Source organism: Chelativorans sp. M5D2P16, from assembly GCF_034427935.1.
Lineage (GTDB): Bacteria > Pseudomonadota > Alphaproteobacteria > Rhizobiales > Rhizobiaceae > Chelativorans.
Genome location: NZ_JAXQNM010000038.1, coordinates 248,626 through 266,235, shown reverse-complemented (window position 1 = coordinate 266,235; position 17,610 = coordinate 248,626). Strand labels below are relative to the sequence as shown.

The window sequence follows — 17,610 nt, the reverse complement described above, 5'->3', positions numbered from 1 at the left end:
CTGGCGCGCCCGTCGGCGGCCTCCGTCGACGCTTGCACCTGGTTCAAGCGCTCAAATCCGCCAGAAGGCCGGAGGCGACGGTAAGGCGCGAGACGGTGATGTCTCCGTCGGTCAGCGACTGGAGCCTTTCGCGCACGCGCACCACCTGCTCGCCGCCGGCTTCCGTCCACTGGGCGACCGCGTCCGTGCTGCTGCCATACTGGCTGAGGGCGGCGACAGTGAGGCTGCGTCGCGCCGCGTCGATCGTGTCGAGCGCGCGTGTAAGTGCCAGCCCGTCATAATAGTCCGAGGGCGCTATCGATCCCGCCGCCGCCTCGATACGGCTGATGCGGAAGGCTTCGGTGATGGCGAAGAAGGCGCCGGCCGCATTGGCAAGGTCCGCTCCGGCCGCCTCGGCGGCCAGATCGATGTCCGGCACCAGGGTCGAAACATCGAGGAAGGCCAGCCGCTCTACGAGATCGGCCGGCGTGCCTTCGGCCTCCAGCCGTGCCGCTTCTGTTGTGATCCGGTCGGCGAGGAAGGCAGGCAGGATCGGCCGGAGCTGCGGCTCCAGAGTCTCGCGCGCCTTCTTCAGACGCTCTATGCGGCGGGCGACATTCACGTCACCGCCCTCGTTCTTCAACTGCCAGGCCGTGGCGGAGACGACGAGCTTCCAGACCCGCTGGTAGAGCGCAAGCTGGATCTGTCCGTCGATCCTGTTGTCCAGTTCGTCGATGGCCGCGTGAAGCGCCCGCAGGTCGAAACCGTCGCGCACGACGGCGTAGGCGGCAACGATGTCGTGCGCCGGGCGCCCCGTCAAATCCTGCAGCCGCGTGATGAACGTCGGACCGCCGCGGTCGATCACGTCATTGGCGAGCTCGGTCGCGATGATCTCCCGGCGCAAGCGATGGCCGCGGATCTCGGCGGCATACTTCCTGCGCATCCGCTCCGGAAAGTAGGCGAAGAGATCGGCCTCGAAGTGAGCCTCGTCCGGAACCGGGCTCGCCACCAGCTCGTCGAAGAGAACGATCTTGCCATAGGCCAGCAGCACGCCGATCTCTGCCCGGGTCAGCGGCTGGCGGCGCGCTTCGCGGTCGGCGAGCTCCTGCGGACCGGGCAGGAACTCCACGTCGCGGTGAAGATGGCCCTGGTTCTCCAGGATGGTCATCATGCGTGCCTGATGCGGCATGTCGGCGAGGCCGCGCTTTTCCACCAGCGAGATGGCGAGCGTCTGGCGGTAGTTGTTCTGCAGAACGAGCCCGGCCACTTCCTCCGTCATGGCCGAAAGCAGCTTGTTGCGCGCCGGTCGGGTGAGAGACCCGTTGCGCATGGCCGCGGCCAGCGCGATCTTGATGTTGACCTCGAGGTCGGAGGAGTTGACGCCGCCGGAATTGTCGATGGCATCGGAGTTGCAGCGCCCGCCGTTGAGGTTGAACTCGATCCGCCCGCGCTGGGTGACGCCAAGATTGGCACCTTCGCCGATCACCTTGGCGCCGACCTCGGCCGCAGTGATGCGCACCGAATCGTTGCCCCGGTCGCCGACCTCCTGGTTCTGCTCCCCGCTCGCGCGTACATAGGTGCCGATGCCGCCGAACCACAAAAGATCGACGGGCGCCTTCAGGATCGCACGGATGATTTCCGCGGGCGAGCCGGTGGTGCCTTCCAGGCCAATGGCCGCGGCCGCTTCGGGCGAAAGGGTGATCTGCTTCTCCGAGCGCGAGGCGATGACGCCGCCGGTGGAGAGCTTCGACCGGTCGTAGTCCTGCCAACTCGACCGGCCGATGTCGAAGAGCCGCTTGCGCTCCTCGTAGGAGATCTCCGGATCCGGATCGGGGTCGATGAAGATATCGCGGTGGTCGAAGGCGGCGACCAGTCTGGTGGCGCGGGACAAGAGCATCCCGTTGCCGAACACGTCGCCCGACATGTCGCCCACCCCGACGACCGTGAAGGGCTCGGTCTGGATGTCGCGGTTCATCTCCTGGAAATGGCGCTTCACCGCCTCCCAGGCGCCGCGCGCCGTAATGCCCATCTTCTTGTGGTCGTAACCGGCCGAGCCGCCGGAAGCGAAGGCATCGTCCAGCCAGAAATCATGCGCCTGGCTGATCTCGTTGGCGGTATCGGAGAAAGTCGCCGTGCCCTTGTCGGCCGCCACTACGAAATAGGGGTCGTTGCCGTCGTGGCGCACGACGCCTTCGGGCGGCACGACCTCGTCGCCCTGCAGGTTGTCGGTGATCGACAGCAGGCTGGAGATGAAATTGATGTAGGCGCTGCGCCCGGCCTCGAAGACCTCCTGGCGCGAGCCGCCCGCCGGCAACCACCGCGGATAGAAGCCGCCCTTGGCGCCCACCGGCACGATGACGCCGTTCTTCACCTGCTGCGCCTTGACCAGCCCCAGCACCTCGGTGCGGTAATCCTGCGCGCGGTCGGACCAGCGCAGGCCGCCGCGAGCGACGGGGCCGAAACGCAGATGCACACCTTCTACCTCCGGGCCGTAGACGAAGATCTCGCGCCAGGGACGCGGTTTGGGCAGGCCCTCGACGGCGCGGGAATCGAATTTCAGCGCCAACGATCGGTGGCCCGGCGCTTTCACGTCGGCGAAATAGTTGGTGCGCAGCGTCGCCTGGATCAGGTTGAGAAAGCGTCGAATGATCGTATCGTCGTCGAGGCTCGGCACCTTGTCGAGCGCGTGAACGATTTCCTTCTCGATTTCCTTTTCCCGTGCCGCCGCGGCCTCGTCGTCGTCACGTGCTGCATCGAAACGCGCGACGAAAAGGCGGAAGAGGTTTGCCGCGATCTGCGGATAGCGGTTGAGGGTGGCGGCGATGAAGCCCTGGCTCTGCGGGATGTTGGCCTGGTGCAGATAGCGGCTGTAGGCGCGAAGAACCGCGATCTCGGTGGCGCGAAGACCGGCCGTCTGGGCGAGTGCGTTGAGGCCGTCATTGTCGTGGTCGCTGTACCAGACGGCAAGGAACAGTTCCTCGAACAGTGCGCCGTTGTCGGAAAGATCGATTGCGCCGTCGAAGGCGTTTTCAAGCTCCATGTCGTGAATGAAAACCGGGTTCTCGCCTTCCTCGCCGATTTCGAACGTCCGTTCGCTGATGACGCGGAAGCCCATGTGCTCCAGAAGCGGCACGCGCCGGCTGAGCGCCACCGGGCTGCCGAAATGATAGATCTTCAGGGCCGCCTGGTCGGCCGGCAGGTCCGCGGGCCGGTGGAAGTCGATAGCGATCGTTTCGGCGGCGGAAAGGCCCGCGATGCGGCGCGCATCGTTGAGCGCCGTCGCTGGCGCAAAGCTGTTGCGGTAGCTTTCGGGAAAGCCCGCCGCGATCGCCGCGACCTCGTCCTCGGCGCCCGTGTCCTCCACCGCTTCGCGCAGCGCGTCGTCCCAGGTGCGGACGATGTCGCGCACGCCCGTTTCCAGCTCTTCCGTCTGAACGCGCGGGGTCCGACCGCCCGAACGGCCGATGATGAAGTGGACGCGCGCCAGAGAGCCCTCCGGGAAGGCCGGATAATAGGCCGAAAGGTGCCCGTCGAAGACGGTCTTCAGGAATTCGCCGATCTCGGCGCGCACGCGCGAATCGTAGCGGTCGCGCGGCACGAAGACGATGGCCGAGACGAAGCGGTCGAACTGGTCGATGCGGTAGAGAACGCGCACGCGCGGCCGCTCACCCAGCGCCAGGATCGCCTCGGCATGCTTGCGCAGCCGATGCACGCTGATCTGGAAGAATTCGTCGCGCGGGTAGGATTCCAGGACGTTGATGAGCGCCTTGCCGGAATGGTCGGTGGGGGCGAAGCCGGTGCGCGCGACCACGGCTTCCGCCTTGGAGCGCAGATAGGGGATCTTCATCACCGAGCGCGTGTAGGCGGTGGAGGTGAACAGGCCGACGATGCGCAGTTCGCCCGTCAGCTTGCCGTCCTCGCTGAAGGTCTTGACGCCGATATAGTCGAGATAGGCGCGGCGATGGACCATCGATTTGGCGTTCGCCTTGGTGACGATCAGCGGCTCCGGGCCGTGCAGGAAGGCGCGGATCTCCGGCGTGGTGGACACCGGTTGGCCGCCGCGCCGCAAGACGAGGACATCGGGATCGGCCAGAATGCCGAGGCCCTTCTTGTCGGCGCGCTCCAGCGTGCCGTCCTTCTCGCCCCCGGTGTAACGGAACTCGCGCATGCCGAGAAACGTGAAATTGTCGTCGCGCAGCCATTCCAGGAAGGCGATCGCCTCGGCCACGGCGTCGGCCTCGAGCGGCACCGGCGCATAGCGCAGCCGGGTGATCTCCTGGTCCAGCCGGGCCAGCATCGGTTTCCAGTCGGTGACGGCCGCGCGTACCTGGGCGAGGATGTGCTCGAGCCGGCCTTTCAGCGCCTGGCACTGCTCCGGCGAGAGCCGCGGCAGGTGAACATGGATCAGGCTGACCTGCTCGGCATCGCGAATCGCCCGCGAGGCCGCGTCGCCGAGGATTTCGCTAACGCCCGTCTCGTCGTGGCGCACGAGAAGCACGGGATGCAGAACGAGGGTCGGCTCGCCCACCGAAGCGGTGATCTCTCCGAGGAGCGAATCGAACAGAAAGGGCATATTGTCGTTGACGATGGTCAGGGCCGTGACGGCGCGCCCGGCATGCTCGATGCCCGAGGCGCTCTCGATCTCGACCAGACTTTCGCCGCTTTTGTGCTGCTTCAAGGCGGCAAAAGCCAGTTCCGTCGTCCGGTCGATCGCAGCGCGGTCGTAGCGCTCAAGGTCTTCGGCGGGCGCTCGGGAAACCAGGTATTCGCGCAGGCCGGCGAGGTCCAACTCCTTTTTTTTGACCGGGTGAGCAGTGGATTTTGCAAGTTTCGCCTTGGCGGTCATCGGAGCGGCCCCTCCTGGTAATCGTGGCTATCGTATGCGCATGGTGCCCGTTTGACGACCCCCGGTGGGGTGTCGCGAGCCTAATGAAGTCATTGTGGCATGGAAACGTATAGGAATCATGGCAATCGAACAGGGTCTCATCGCCATACGCGAATCCGCGTTCCGCGTTCCAGCAGCGGCAGCAGCCTCGCCATCGTGCGCGGGCCGACGGCGATGCAGCCGTCGGTGGGTTTCATGCCCTGCGCGGCAAGATGCAGGAAAATGGCGCTGCCGCGCCCCAGCCGCCGCGGACGCATGTTCCAGTCCAGCACGATGCAGGCGTCGTAAAGCAGGTCCTTGCGCAGCATCGCCTCGTGGCTTGCCGGGTATGGCAGGCGCACCGGGCGATTGTAGTTGGCGTCGCGGGGATCGTCGCACCAGCCGAGACCGGGCCCTATCGCCCGCTTCGGCAGGGGCGTTCGGGCCATCCCCGCGGGTTTCCTGTCGCCGCGGTAATAGGCAAGGAGAGGCCGCATGACCCCGATCGGCGTGGCGCCGTCCCCCTCGCGCTTGAAGGCGCTCGTTCCGGTGCGGCCGAGGGCGCAGGAGAAGGTCTTTCCCTCGATTTCGAGGATCCCCTCAGTGGGGTTTCCCGGCCGGGTACGCACACTGATCTGCGGGGCGCCACGGCGGCGCTTCTCCTGTATGGTGGCCTGCCTGCGTTTCTGGAGTATAATCGGGTCGTGGAACAAATATTCGCTTCGGCCTTTCATGCCAGCCTTGTTGCGCATAAACGAACGTTCCGCGAAAACGGGGGCGGGGTCAATGGTATCTGCTTACGAATCAACGGATTGATATATGACGCCACGCACCATCCTAATTGTCGATGATGATGACGACCTGCGGGCCACGCTCGTGGAGCAGTTGGCGCTCTACGAGGAGTTCGACCTTTTGCAGGAGGCGACGGCCACCAAGGCCATCCACGCCGCCCGCAACGGGATGGTCGACTTGATCATCATGGATGTCGGACTGCCCGACATGGACGGCCGCGAGGCGGTCAAGCTCCTGCGCAAGAGCGGTTTTCGGGCACCCATCATCATGCTGACCGCCCAAGACACCGATTCGGACACGATCCTCGGGCTGGAGGCCGGCGCCAACGACTATGTCACCAAGCCGTTCCGCTTCGCCGTGCTTCTGGCGCGCATCCGCGCGCAGATGCGCCAGCACGAACAGAGCGAGGATGCCAAGTTCACCGTCGGCCCTTACATGTTCAAGCCGAGCCACAAGCTCCTGGTCGACGAGCGCGGCGGCAAGATCCGGCTGACCGAGAAGGAAGCGGCCATCATAAAATACCTCTACCGAGCCGAGCAGAAGGTGGTCACCCGCGACATTCTTCTGGAAGAAGTGTGGGGTTACAATTCGGGCGTGACGACCCATACGCTCGAGACTCACGTCTACCGGCTTCGGCAAAAGATCGAACGCGATCCTTCCAAAGCTGAAATTCTTGTGACAGAAAGCGGCGGATACAAGCTCGTCCCCTGAAACCGAGCGGTGGGGCACTCGCCAACAACCGGGGATGAGCGGGGACGACCGTAATGGCGCTGGATGACGACATCCGTGTTCTATCCGGCGTGGAACTCTTCAAGGGCTTCACGCACGAGCAGCTACGCCTTATGGCCTTCGGCGCAGAGACACTCTCCCTGGGGGCCGGGCGGAAGCTCTATTCCGAGGGCGTACCGGCCGACTGCGCCTTCGTCGTGGCCTCGGGCGAGGTGGCGCTCTACCGGCAGAACGGCGACAAGCGCGAGATCCTCTCGGTGCACGGCCCGGGCGCCATCCTGGGCGAACTGGCCCTGATCGCCGAGAACGAGCGGCTGACCGGAGCCATCGCCCAGACGGATGTGAAGGTGATTCGGCTGAGCCGCTCCATGTTCCGGCGCATCCTGGAGGAGTTCCCCGAAACGGCCGTCGACCTGCACCGGCGCATCGCCGCCCGGCTCGAGGCTATGCTGGCGCGCATTACCGCGGTCGCCTCGCGGCTCACGGAATAGGAAGCTCAGGGCCGGCGCACGAACTGGTGGAACTCTTCGCGCTGGCCCGGGACGTCTTCGCTGACGACAAGGGCGAGCTGGCGCTCCTCGAAGATCCTGAACCATTCGTCCCATTCGATGATGTCGACCTCGCCGATCTCGTCCCAGCCCTGGTCGGTGTCCTGGTAGGCGTGCTGGCCGAAGGCGAAGCATAGCACCGGTTCGGCCTCGCTCATCCCCTGGGCGGGGTCGCTCAGGGCCGGCTGGCCCGCCCGCGCGGCGGCCCAGTCGCGGATGGCGTCGTGATCGGTCAGTGTCTTCGTGTCGGCCATGGAACGCTCCGCCATTGCTTCGTCTCTCAACGCGGGTGGGGGCCGCCTTGTTCCTGCGCGGCCGCAACCGGCGGGGCCCTGAAAGTTTCGCGATGAATCGGCGCCCCAGGCGCAACGGACGGTCTTGGCGCCGCCCGTCTTCGCAACCAAAAATCTGCCAGCGCTCCTACATTTAGAGGGATAGATGGTCCATTCGGGAGGAATGATGCCATGCTGCATATCCGCGAGCCGAGGACGCTGAAGAAGCCAGTCGGCGCGTCCGCTCTGGAAATCCTCGACATTACCGCCGATGCCGCCGGGCTTCCGGCCTATGACGGCCACGAGCGCGTCTGGTGCGGGCGCGACGAGGCGCGGGGGCTCACCGCCATTGTCGCCATCCACAACACGGCCCTCGGGCCGGCACTGGGCGGCACACGGGTCTGGCCGCACGAAAGTTTCGAAGCGGCGCTGACCGATGCGCTGCGGCTGTCGCGCGGGATGACGTACAAGTCGGCGATCGCCGGCACGCCCTTCGGCGGTGGCAAGGCCGTCATCATCGCCGATCCGAAGACCGGCAAGACGCCGGCATTGCTTTCGGCCTATGCCGAAATGCTCTCGGTTCTCGAAGGGCAGTTCTTTACCGCCGAGGATGTGGGCCTGACGCTCGCCGACGCCGATTTCCTGCGGGTGCACACCGCCAATGTGGTGGGTACGACACGCGGCGGCAGCGGCAATCCCTCGCCGGTGACCGCGCACGGCGTCTTCCTGGGGCTGAAGGCCGCACTCGCGCATCGCCGCGGCACGGATCGGCTCGATAAAGTAGGCGTGGCGGTCCAGGGGCTTGGCGCCGTCGGCTGGGCGCTGTGCGAAAAACTCCACGATGCGGGTGCGCGGCTGGCGGTCGCCGATATCGATGCGGGGCGGGCTGCGCGTGCGCAGGAGGCCTTCGGCGCCGAAATCGTTGCGGCCGCGGATATCGTTGGCACCGATGTCGATGTTATCGTGCCCTGCGCCCTGGGCGGCGTGATATCCCGGGCGACGATCCCCCAGCTCAAGGCGGAAATCGTCGCCGGCTCGGCGAACAACCAGCTGGCGCGTCACGAGGACGCGCGGCTTCTGATGGAAAAAGGGGTGCTCTACGCGCCGGATTACGTGATCAATGCCGGCGGGCTCATCAACGCGGCGGCGGAGCTTGGCCCCGGCGGCTACGACCGGGAAGCGGCCATGGAAAGGGTGGCAAGGATTCCCGAGACCTTGCGCGACATCTTCACCCGTTCCGAAAGACAAGGACGGCCGACCAGCGATATCGCCGCCGAAATCGCCATGGACCGGATTACGGCCGCGTTTACACGGTGAAGAGTGCTACTTGGCGATGCCGCGCAGGGCCGTCTCGCCCCAGACCTCGCGCAGCCGCTGATCGCGCCGGCAGCCGTTCCGGTAGCCCTCGTAGGCGTCGGCCTTGGTGATGTAGCCGAAGCGGGTGAGGATGCGCTCGTCGCTCTGGTAGTAGTTCTGGTGATAGTCCTCCGCTGGCCAGAATTCGGAAGCCGCCACGATGGGCGTGACCACCGACTGGCCCAGTTCGGCCTCGGCGGCTTTCTTGGCTTCTTCCGCCTTTCTTCTCTGCGTCTCGTCGAGGGCGTAGATCGCCGTCGTGTAACCGTGGCCCCTGTCGCAGAACTGGCCGCCCGCATCCGTGGGATCGACCGAGTGGAGGAACACGTCGAGCAGCTTTTCATAGCTCACCCGTTCGTCGTCGAAGGTGATCTCCACCGCCTCCCGGTGCCCGCCCGAAGAATAGTTGCGATAGCTGGGATTGTCCGTCTCCCCGCCGGTGTAGCCGGAAACGGTGGAGACGACACCCGGGACCTTGTCGAAATCAGCCTCCACGCACCAGAAGCAGCCGCCGGCGAAGACCGCCGTTCTTTCCTCCGCGGCGGCGGGATGGAGAAGGGCGAGGACCGCCGTCAGCGCGACAGCGGTAAAAGCAGCGTAAAGACGGGTCATGGGCGAACCTCCGTTACCGGACGACACCTATCGTCTCGACGCGTTCGGGCAAACTCAATCCGCTACACGGTTGCGTGAGCAAGCGCCGGAACCGCCCGAGATGCGCTGCCGGACCCGAGGCGGATACGCGGTGCCTCAGACCCGTCGCTCGACCATCATCTTCTTGATTTCCGCAATCGCCTTGGCGGGATTGAGGCCCTTGGGGCAGGTCTGGGTGCAGTTCATGATGGTGTGGCAGCGGTAGAGCCGAAACGGGTCTTCCAGGTTGTCGAGCCGCTCCCCCGTCGCCTCGTCGCGCGAATCGATCAGCCAGCGATAGGCCTGCAGAAGCACGGCTGGGCCGAGATAGCGTTCACCGTTCCACCAGTAGCTGGGGCACGAGGTCTGGCAGCAGAAGCACAGGATGCACTCGTAGAGCCCATCGAGCTTGGCCCGGTCCTCATGGCTCTGCCGCCACTCGCTCGCCGGCTCCGGCGTCACCGTCTGCAGCCAGGGCTCGATGGAGGAAAGCTGCGCATAGGGCACCGAGAGGTCCGGCACCAGATCCTTGACCACCGGCATGTGCGGCAGGGGATAGATCTTCACCGCGTCGTCGATGTCGTCCATGCCCTTGGTGCAGGCGAGCGTGTTGGCGCCGTCGATATTCATGGCGCAGGAGCCGCAGATGCCTTCCCGGCAGGAGCGGCGGAAGGTCAGCGTCGGATCGACCTTGTTCTTGATCCAGATCAAGCCGTCGAGCACCATCGGCCCGCAATCGTCGAGGTCGACATAATAGGTGTCGACGCGCGGGTTCTCCGTGCCGTCGGGCGACCAGCGGTAGACCCGGTATTCGCGCAGATTCGTGGCGCCCTCCGGCTTCGGCCAGACCTTGCCCTCTGTGACCTTAGAGTTCTTGGGAAGCGTGAGTTGGACCATTGTGTCCCTCTGATCAATACACCCGCGCCTTGGGCGCGATCTTGGCGGGGTCGATGCCGCCCTCGTTGTGGCCGAGCATCGGTTCCGTGTGGACCGGGCGGTAGTCGAGCCGCACCTTGCCGGTCTCGTCCACCCACGAGAGCGTGTGATGGCGCCAGTTCTCATCGTCGCGCTCGGTAAAGTCCTCGCGGGCGTGCGCCCCGCGGCTCTCCTTGCGCGCCACGGCCGAATAGACCGTGGTGACGGCATTGGCCATAAGGTTTCCCAATTCCAGTGTCTCGACCAGGTCCGAGTTCCAGATCATCGAGCGGTCGTAGACCTTGATGTCGGGAAGCTCCTTCCAGAGCGCGGAAATCCGCTCGCAGCCCTGCTCCAGCGTCTCCTGGGTGCGGAAGACGGCGGCATCCTCCTGCATGGCGCGCTGCATTTTCTCGCGCAGATCCGCAGTCGGCACGCTGCCGTTCGCATGGCGGAGGCGGTCGAAGCGATCCATGATCTGCTCACAGGCGGAGAGGTTCAGCGACGGCACCTTGGAATCGCGGTCAACGACCTTGCCCGCGCGGATCGCCGCCGCGCGGCCGAAGACCACGAGATCGATGAGCGAGTTGGAGCCGAGCCGGTTGGCTCCGTGCACGGATGCGCACGCCGCCTCGCCGACGGCCATCAGGCCGGGCGCCACGGCGTCCGGGTCGTCGGCGGTGGGGTTCAAGACCTCGCCCCAGTGGTTGGTGGGGATGCCGCCCATATTGTAGTGCACGGTTGGCAGCACGGGGATCGGCTCGCGCGTCACGTCGACGCCAGCGAAGATGCGCGCCGATTCGGCGATGCCGGGCAGGCGCTCGTGGATCACCGCCGGGTCAAGATGGTCGAGATGCAGGTAGATGTGGTCCTTGTCCTTGCCCACACCGCGGCCCTCGCGGATTTCCATCATCATGCAGCGCGAGACGACGTCGCGCGAGGCGAGGTCCTTGGCCGACGGTGCGTAGCGCTCCATGAAACGCTCGCCCTCGGAATTGACGAGATAACCGCCCTCGCCGCGCACCCCCTCGGTGATGAGGCAGCCGGCGCCATAGATGCCCGTCGGGTGGAACTGCACGAATTCCATGTCCTGCAAGGGCAGGCCGGCACGCGCGATCATGCCGTTGCCGTCGCCGGTGCAGGTGTGGGCCGAGGTGCAGGAGAAATAGGCGCGGCCATAGCCGCCGGTGGCCAGCACCACCATCTTGGCGGCGAAGCGGTGGATGGTGCCGTCGTCGAGGTTCCAGGCCACCACGCCGGTGCAGGCGCCGTCGGTCATGATGAGGTCGAGCGCGAAATACTCGTTGAAGAATTGCGCGTGGTTCTTCACCGATTGGCCGTAGAGCGTGTGCAGGATGGCGTGACCCGTGCGGTCGGCGGCGGCGCAGGTGCGCTGGACGGGCGGGCCGTCACCGAAATTCTGCATGTGGCCGCCGAAGGGGCGCTGGTAGATCTTGCCCTCCTCCGTGCGCGAAAAGGGCACGCCGTAATGCTCCAGCTCGTAGACGGCCGCCGGCGCCTCGCGCGCCAGATACTCCATGGCGTCGACGTCGCCCAGCCAGTCAGAGCCCTTGATCGTGTCGTAAAGGTGCCACTGCCAGTTGTCCGGCCCCATGTTCTGCAGCGAGGCTGCGATGCCGCCCTGGGCGGCCACCGTGTGCGAGCGCGTGGGGAAGACCTTTGTGATGCAGGCCGTCTTCAATCCCTGTTCGGCCATGCCGAGCGTTGCGCGCAGACCGGCACCGCCGGCCCCCACCACCACCACGTCGAAAGCATGGTCGACATAGTCGTAGGCCGGGCCAGCCTTTTTGTGCGATGCTTCAGACATCAGGGATTCAGCCTCCGAAGGCGATTCTGAAAAGGGCGAAGAGCGCGATCGCGCCGACGACCAGGGGGAAGAAGGTATTGAGCACGATGAGGGCGAGCTTCATCCCCTCGCCGTGCACATAGTCTTCGATGATGACCTGCATGCCGATCCGCATATGGTAGAGCACCGATAGAAAGGCAAAGCCGATCAGCAGCGCCACTATCGGATGGGCGAGCGCGGCGCGCACCTCTTCATAGGGCGCGCCGCTATAGGCGACGACGAAGCCGATGAAGAAGATGATGAGCGGCAGGTTTGAAATCGCCGTCAGTCGCTGGCGCCAGAAGTGCTCCGTGCCTTCTCTTGCCGAGCCGAGACCGCGGACGCGGTTCAGGGGCGTGCGCATGTCGGCCATATCAGAATGCCCCCCTGACGACGTATCCCAAGATCCAGACGATGACGGTGAGCGTAACCGAGCCGATCAACGTTCCCCAGGCGATCCTGCGCGACGTGTCCTTCTCAAGGCCGTGGCCGGTGTCCCAGATGAGGTGGCGGATGCCGCCCAGCATGTGGTGCAGGAGCGCCCACGTGTAGCCGAAGAGCACCAGCCGGCCGAGGATCGAGCCGAAGAGTCCGTTGATGAAGTCGAACTGCTCCCGCGGTCCTGCCGCCGCCAGCAGCCAGAGCGCGAAAAGCAGCGTGCCGAAATACAGCGCCGCGCCGGTGATGCGGTGCAGGATCGACATCGCCATGGTGGGCGTGAAGCGATAAATCTGCAGGTGCGGCGAGAGCGGTCTCGCACGGGTGGCTGTGGATTTGCTCATGGCTTCCCTGTCTCAATCGCCGGCCGGCCATGGCTGAAAGGCCGCCGTCGTGCAGCCGCATTCGTCCCAAGCCTCCGGCGGCTGGCTTTTTAATGCGCTTTTTGCAGTGCGTCAAAGCCGCAGAAAACGCCGTAAACTTCAATCGATTGAAGCCGCTAAAGGGAAGCGATGCGCGCTCAGCGGGCATCGAAGCGAATCACATAGCTGATCCAGTCGGCCGGCACGGCGACCCGTTCATAGAGCTTGCGGCCCTCCGCGGGCTGGCGCGGGGTGTTGAGCACGAGGCTCGTCCATCCGCGCTCCTCCGCCTGGTCGGCGACCAGGTCGATCAGTGCCTTGGCGATGCCCTTGCCGCGATGGTCGTGGTGGACATAAAGATGCTCTAGGAGCCCGTAGCGCAGCCCCGAGACCGGGTCTGGAAGGTCGTAGAAGACCGCGAAGGCCACAAGCGCCCCGTCCATGCGGGCGCCGACGATCTCCGCCACCCGATCCTGCAGCAGTGTTTCCGCGTAAAATTCGTCCGGCCGGCGCGGGGCGCCGCGCTTGAGCGACTGGGTATGCGCCGCCAGGAGCGGCGCCAGCGCGTGCGCGTCCTTCAGCCGGAGTTGTGCAATCTCGACCTTGTGGTTTTCGCCCATGGTACTCGGCTCCCTTTGCCGCATTCCGATTCCCGTTTCGGAATTAACCACGTCCGGCGAACGCCGTGAAGAAGTGCCCGCGACGGCGTGACAAGGGTTAAGAAAGCGTTAAGCTCGTTTGCGAGGAGGCCCGCGACAATCGAGGGAGCCTTTCGCATGCTTGGACGAGTCTTTCCATCCGCCGGTTGCCTGGTGCTTGCCGCCGCCTTGGCAGCGATGGCCGTTCCCGCTTCCGCCGGCGGCGAGCGGACCTACGGCGACAGCTACGGCAACCTGGTGATCCACAGCCCGGCCGGCTTCAAGCGCATCCTGGTCGGCAAGGGCCACCACGCCGACCGGCTGGCTTATCATGACCGGCAGCCAAAGCGGGTCTATCTCGAAGAAGAGGACGGTGCGCTCTACCTGCGCGAGCGGCGGCCGGGTTGCCGGCACGGCGTGCTGCTTCACGGGCGCAGCTACATGTACGGCCTGCCGGACAATGTGGTGCCCGTGCCGACGGCCGCCTGTCGCTAGGTCTTCTCCAACCCTTCCCTTCCGGACACTTGCGGGAAGAGACGATGAACGCACACACCTCCAGCACGAACGGTCCGACGGCCTGGCTCGGCGAGTGGTTGCGGTGGAGCACGGTCGTCCTGGTGCTGTGTGGCGCCGGTCTCTTCGGGGCGATGCTGCGCGAACTTGTCGACGCGCATGGCGGCCCGTGGCGCAGCAGCGCGGCGGTGCTGGAGCGGTCTTTGCAAATCCTGGGCGTCCCGGACGGTCCGGAGGTTGCGCGCCCCATGCCGTTGCCGGCTCCGCGCTTTCCGGCCGGGGAAGCGGGTGGCAGGCGCCCCATCGCATTTACGCCCGGCGACGACGGTACGCTGCACGCCGTCGGCGATATCGATGCGGGCGCTGCCCTTCGCCTGCGCGCGGTACTTAACGCCCACGGTACACGGCTGCGGCGTGTCAGCCTCGATTCGCCGGGCGGTGCCCTTGACGAGGCCATTGTCATGGGCCGCCTCCTGCGGGAGAGGCGCCTCGGCGCGGTGGTCGAGGACGGCGCCCTGTGCGCCTCCTCCTGCCCGCTGGTGCTGGCCGGCGGCGTGACACGCAGGGCCGGCCCCGGCGCCGTGATCGGTCTTCATCAGTTTTCGCCGGCCGGCAAGAGCGAGGCGGAACCGGATCGCGTGATGGCTGATACGCAGCTGACCACGGCGCGCATTGCGCGGCATCTGGAACGAATGGGGGTCGATCCGGCCCTTTGGCTGCATGCGCTCGACACGCCGCCGCGCTCACTCTACCACCTCAGCCGCAAGGAACTCAGCGCCTATCGCCTGACAACCGCTCCGCATATAGCGCCCAAATAGAAGCAGGCGCCCGGCCATCAGCGCGGGCGCCTGGAGATGGTAGCGGGGCTGACCGCCCCGGGGTCGGTCAGGAGAAGCGGGCGTCGAGTGTGACGTCGATGGCGCCGAGCGCCTTGGAAACCGGGCAGATCTCCTTCGCCTTGGCGGCGATCTCCTTGAACTGGTCCTCGTCAAGGCCAGCCACCTTGCCGACCATGGTGATGGCGCTGCCGCGAATTTGGAAGCCGCCGCCTTCGGCCGGCTGCAGGTCGATCTCGGCCTTGGATTCCAGGGATTCGGCCGGCGTGCCGTTTTCCGCCAGGAGATGGGCGAGCTGCATGGCGATGCAGCTTGCGTGGGCGGCGGCGATGAGTTCCTCGGGGTTGGTGCCGGCGCGGCCGGATTCGTCCTCGAAGCGCGCCTTGAAACTCAGCGGCAGGTCGCGCAGGGCCTGGCTCTGTGTCTCGAGGAGGGTGCCGGAGCCCTTGGTGAGCGATCCGTTCCAGATGACGTTTGCGTAGCGTTTCATGCCGGTCTCCTTTGCTGTGGCTGTTGCGTTGTGCGTGCGATTTCAGATCGCCTGACCCTGGAGCAGGCGCGGTGCCGTGCCGGTCAGGCCGGAAGCCTGCCGGACGAAGAAGCTCTTCATGCCGGGCATGCGGTCGACGAGGCCGAGGCCGACGTCGCGGACCGCGCGCAGCGGCGCGAAATCGTTGGAGAAGAGGCGGTTGAGCACATCCGTGGTCATGCCCATCTGCACGGTGTCGAAGCGGCGCCAGCGCTCGTAGCGCTGCAATATGTCGAGTGCGCCGATGTCCTCGCCCAGCCGGTCCGCCTCCACCAGTACTTGGGCTAGGGCGGCGGCATCCTTGAAGCCGAGATTGAGGCCCTGCCCGGCGATCGGGTGGATGCCGTGGGCGGCGTCGCCGGCAAGCGCCAAGCGCGGGCGCACGAAGTCGCGCGCCAGTGTCAGCCCCAGCGGCCAGGCGCGGCGCGGGCCCTCGACGCGGATTTCGCCCAGCTTGAGGCCGAACCGCCGCTCCAACTCGTGCTCGAAGATGATCTCGTCTTCCGCCACCAGCCGTTCGGCAGCTTCCGTCCGCTCCGTCCACACGATCGATGAGCGGTTGCCCTTGAGCGGCAGGGTTGCGAAGGGACCGGCGGGCAGGAAATGTTCTTCCGCGCGGCCGTGATGCGGACGTTCGTGGGCGACCGTGCAAACGATGCCGGACTGGCCGTACTCCCATTTCACCGTGCGGATGCCGGCCATCTCACGCAGCCGCGATTTTACCCCGTCCGCGGCGATAAGCAGGCGCGTGGCGTGCGTGGTGCCGTCGCCGAACCGCAGCCTGACGGCCACGGGGTCCACCTCGAAGCTTTCCACTGCCGTGTTCTGCCGGACCTCGATGCCGAGCTCGGCGGCGCGGCGGCGCAGCGCGCCGGTCAGGTCGCGGTTCATGACCATGTGGGCGAAGGGCTCGCCCGGGGCGGCCTCGCCGCCGAAGGTCAGAAACACCGGGCGCACGGGGTCGGACGTGCGCGAATCGGTGATCACCATATCGACGATGGGCTGCGCCTCCGGCGCGATCTCCTCCCAGCAGCCGAGTTGGCGCAGCATGCGCGCCGCGGCGGCGGCGATGGCCGAGGCACGCCCGTCGCGCTGCCATGCGTCCTCGGGCGCGGCGTCGACGACCAGCACCTTCAGTCCTGGCCGGGCCTGGCCGATGGAAACGGCGATCAGAAGACCGACATAGCCGGCGCCGGCGATGACGATGTCGAAGAGCTCGGGCAGGCGCTCATGCGTTTTTTCTTCGGCCATCGAGGGGTTCTCCGTTTTTCGCGGCCGCCTTGACTTTGCAGCCGCCGTCCGGTTTGTCGGCGCCGGAGCAACGCTGGCTCAAGGGGCTCAGGACATGTCGTCGGCCATGCAGGCGCTTCTCGACATTCTTAATCTCGAGGCGCTGGAACACAACCTGTTTCGAGGCCGCAGCCCGCAGTCGGGCTGGCAGCGTGTCTTTGGCGGCCAGGTGATCGGGCAGGCCCTTACGGCGGCCCAGCGCACGGTGGCGGCGGACCGCCATGTCCATTCGCTGCATTGCTATTTCATGCGGCCCGGCGACCCGGCCGTACCCATCATCTACGAGGTGGACCGTATCCGCGACGGCGGCAGCTTCACAACCCGGCGCGTCGTCGCCATTCAGCACGGCCATGCCATCTTTTCCCTTTCCGCCTCCTTCCAGATCGACGAAGGAGGGCTGGAGCATCAACTGCCTATGCCCGACGGTGTTCCCGCACCGGAAACGCTGCGGCCGCAACGAGAGTTCCTCGCCGCCTTCGGCGACCGCGTGCCGGAAAACATCCGCCGCTACTGGGCGCGCGAGCGCCCGCTGGAGATCCGCCCGGTCAACGTCGAGCACTACACGACGAAAAACAAGCTGCCTCCCTTCCAGCAGGTCTGGCTGCGCGCCACGGGCCCGGTGCCGGACGACCGCGCCGTACAGGCGGCCGTGCTCGCTTACCTGTCGGACATGACCCTGCTCGACACCGCCACTTTCGCCCATGGGCGCTCGGTCTTCGATCCGGAGTTGCAGATGGCCAGCCTCGACCACGCCATGTGGTTTCATCGGCCGCATGCGCTCGACGACTGGCTGCTCTATACGCAGGACAGCCCGTCGTCCGGCGGTGCGCGGGGTCTCTCGCGCGGCAGCATCTATGCACGCGACGGACGGCTGATCGCGTCGGTGGCCCAGGAGGGCCTTGTGCGGCTGCGCAAAAAATAGGCAATCTTTCATATTTGCCTAGTTATTGATCGACTCCCGCGGTAGGGCGCCTTTCGCGCTTCCCGGATCAGACTCATTCCACGAACGAAATCAATAGGTTAAATGCTTTGCCGCGCAGTTGGCACGGCACTTGAATCACCCTGGGCATGTC

At 65.8% G+C, this 17,610-nt stretch carries 17 protein-coding genes; 6 read left to right on the top strand and 11 right to left on the bottom strand.

Features of this window, described 5'->3' with window-relative positions; genetic code table 11:
- Nucleotides 1-43 precede the first annotated feature (43 nt).
- A complete protein-coding gene (locus SIN08_RS19060; RefSeq protein ID WP_322453181.1) occupies nucleotides 44-4,825 on the bottom strand; it encodes an NAD-glutamate dehydrogenase in 4,782 nt (1,593 codons plus the stop codon).
- 137 nt (nucleotides 4,826-4,962) lie between these two features.
- Nucleotides 4,963-5,577 (bottom strand): L,D-transpeptidase family protein, encoded by a 615-nt coding sequence (locus SIN08_RS19055; RefSeq protein ID WP_322453180.1) that lies wholly within the window; start codon nucleotides 5,575-5,577, stop codon nucleotides 4,963-4,965.
- Nucleotides 5,578-5,662: 85 nt separating this feature from the next.
- Between SIN08_RS19055 and SIN08_RS19050 the strand changes: the two genes are divergently transcribed.
- Both SIN08_RS19050 and SIN08_RS19045 read left to right on the top strand, forming a co-directional pair.
- Complete coding sequence (locus tag SIN08_RS19050) at nucleotides 5,663-6,346, top strand: response regulator transcription factor (protein WP_322453179.1); 684 nt, start codon at nucleotides 5,663-5,665, stop codon at nucleotides 6,344-6,346.
- A gap of 53 nt (nucleotides 6,347-6,399) precedes the next feature.
- Nucleotides 6,400-6,855, top strand: a complete 456-nt coding sequence (locus SIN08_RS19045; RefSeq protein ID WP_322453178.1) for a cyclic nucleotide-binding domain-containing protein — start codon at nucleotides 6,400-6,402, stop codon at nucleotides 6,853-6,855.
- A 5-nt stretch (nucleotides 6,856-6,860) separates the two neighbouring features.
- Here the strand turns inward: SIN08_RS19045 and SIN08_RS19040 are convergent, their stop codons facing one another.
- On the bottom strand, nucleotides 6,861-7,166 hold the full coding sequence (locus SIN08_RS19040) for a hypothetical protein (protein WP_322453177.1): 306 nt from the start codon (nucleotides 7,164-7,166) through the stop codon (nucleotides 6,861-6,863).
- Between the two features lie 210 nt (nucleotides 7,167-7,376).
- On the opposite strand from SIN08_RS19040, the gene SIN08_RS19035 reads away from it, so the two are divergent.
- Nucleotides 7,377-8,501, top strand: a complete 1,125-nt coding sequence (locus SIN08_RS19035) for a Glu/Leu/Phe/Val family dehydrogenase (RefSeq protein ID WP_322453176.1) — start codon at nucleotides 7,377-7,379, stop codon at nucleotides 8,499-8,501.
- Between the two features lie 6 nt (nucleotides 8,502-8,507).
- Here the strand turns inward: SIN08_RS19035 and msrA are convergent, their stop codons facing one another.
- From msrA to SIN08_RS19005, 6 genes are all read right to left on the bottom strand, one after another.
- The gene (gene msrA, locus SIN08_RS19030; protein ID WP_322453175.1) at nucleotides 8,508-9,152 is read right to left on the bottom strand and encodes a peptide-methionine (S)-S-oxide reductase MsrA; all 645 of its coding nucleotides are present in this window, start codon (nucleotides 9,150-9,152) and stop codon (nucleotides 8,508-8,510) included.
- A 135-nt stretch (nucleotides 9,153-9,287) separates the two neighbouring features.
- Entirely contained in the window at nucleotides 9,288-10,067 is a 780-nt protein-coding gene (locus tag SIN08_RS19025; RefSeq protein WP_322453174.1) for a succinate dehydrogenase iron-sulfur subunit, read from the bottom strand.
- 13 nt (nucleotides 10,068-10,080) lie between these two features.
- The gene (sdhA, locus tag SIN08_RS19020) at nucleotides 10,081-11,913 is read right to left on the bottom strand and encodes a succinate dehydrogenase flavoprotein subunit (protein ID WP_322453173.1); all 1,833 of its coding nucleotides are present in this window, start codon (nucleotides 11,911-11,913) and stop codon (nucleotides 10,081-10,083) included.
- Between the two features lie 7 nt (nucleotides 11,914-11,920).
- A complete protein-coding gene (sdhD, locus tag SIN08_RS19015; protein WP_322453172.1) occupies nucleotides 11,921-12,304 on the bottom strand; it encodes a succinate dehydrogenase, hydrophobic membrane anchor protein in 384 nt (127 codons plus the stop codon).
- A gap of 1 nt (nucleotide 12,305) precedes the next feature.
- Nucleotides 12,306-12,713, bottom strand: a complete 408-nt coding sequence (sdhC, locus tag SIN08_RS19010) for a succinate dehydrogenase, cytochrome b556 subunit (RefSeq protein ID WP_322453171.1) — start codon at nucleotides 12,711-12,713, stop codon at nucleotides 12,306-12,308.
- Nucleotides 12,714-12,889: 176 nt separating this feature from the next.
- Nucleotides 12,890-13,351, bottom strand: coding sequence for a GNAT family N-acetyltransferase (locus SIN08_RS19005; RefSeq protein WP_322453170.1), 462 nt, complete (start codon nucleotides 13,349-13,351; stop codon nucleotides 12,890-12,892).
- 156 nt (nucleotides 13,352-13,507) lie between these two features.
- On the opposite strand from SIN08_RS19005, the gene SIN08_RS19000 reads away from it, so the two are divergent.
- Both SIN08_RS19000 and SIN08_RS18995 read left to right on the top strand, forming a co-directional pair.
- A complete protein-coding gene (locus tag SIN08_RS19000) occupies nucleotides 13,508-13,864 on the top strand; it encodes a hypothetical protein (protein WP_322453169.1) in 357 nt (118 codons plus the stop codon).
- A 44-nt stretch (nucleotides 13,865-13,908) separates the two neighbouring features.
- A complete protein-coding gene (locus SIN08_RS18995; protein ID WP_322453168.1) occupies nucleotides 13,909-14,700 on the top strand; it encodes a hypothetical protein in 792 nt (263 codons plus the stop codon).
- Nucleotides 14,701-14,767: 67 nt separating this feature from the next.
- Here SIN08_RS18995 and SIN08_RS18990 read toward each other — a convergent pair whose 3' ends face one another.
- Together SIN08_RS18990 and SIN08_RS18985 are read right to left on the bottom strand one after the other, a co-directional pair.
- Nucleotides 14,768-15,208, bottom strand: coding sequence for an OsmC family protein (locus SIN08_RS18990; protein WP_322453167.1), 441 nt, complete (start codon nucleotides 15,206-15,208; stop codon nucleotides 14,768-14,770).
- Between the two features lie 42 nt (nucleotides 15,209-15,250).
- Nucleotides 15,251-16,498 (bottom strand): ubiquinone biosynthesis hydroxylase, encoded by a 1,248-nt coding sequence (locus SIN08_RS18985; protein WP_322453166.1) that lies wholly within the window; start codon nucleotides 16,496-16,498, stop codon nucleotides 15,251-15,253.
- Nucleotides 16,499-16,592: 94 nt separating this feature from the next.
- Between SIN08_RS18985 and tesB the strand changes: the two genes are divergently transcribed.
- Nucleotides 16,593-17,459, top strand: coding sequence for an acyl-CoA thioesterase II (tesB, locus tag SIN08_RS18980; RefSeq protein WP_322453165.1), 867 nt, complete (start codon nucleotides 16,593-16,595; stop codon nucleotides 17,457-17,459).
- Nucleotides 17,460-17,610 lie beyond the last annotated feature (151 nt).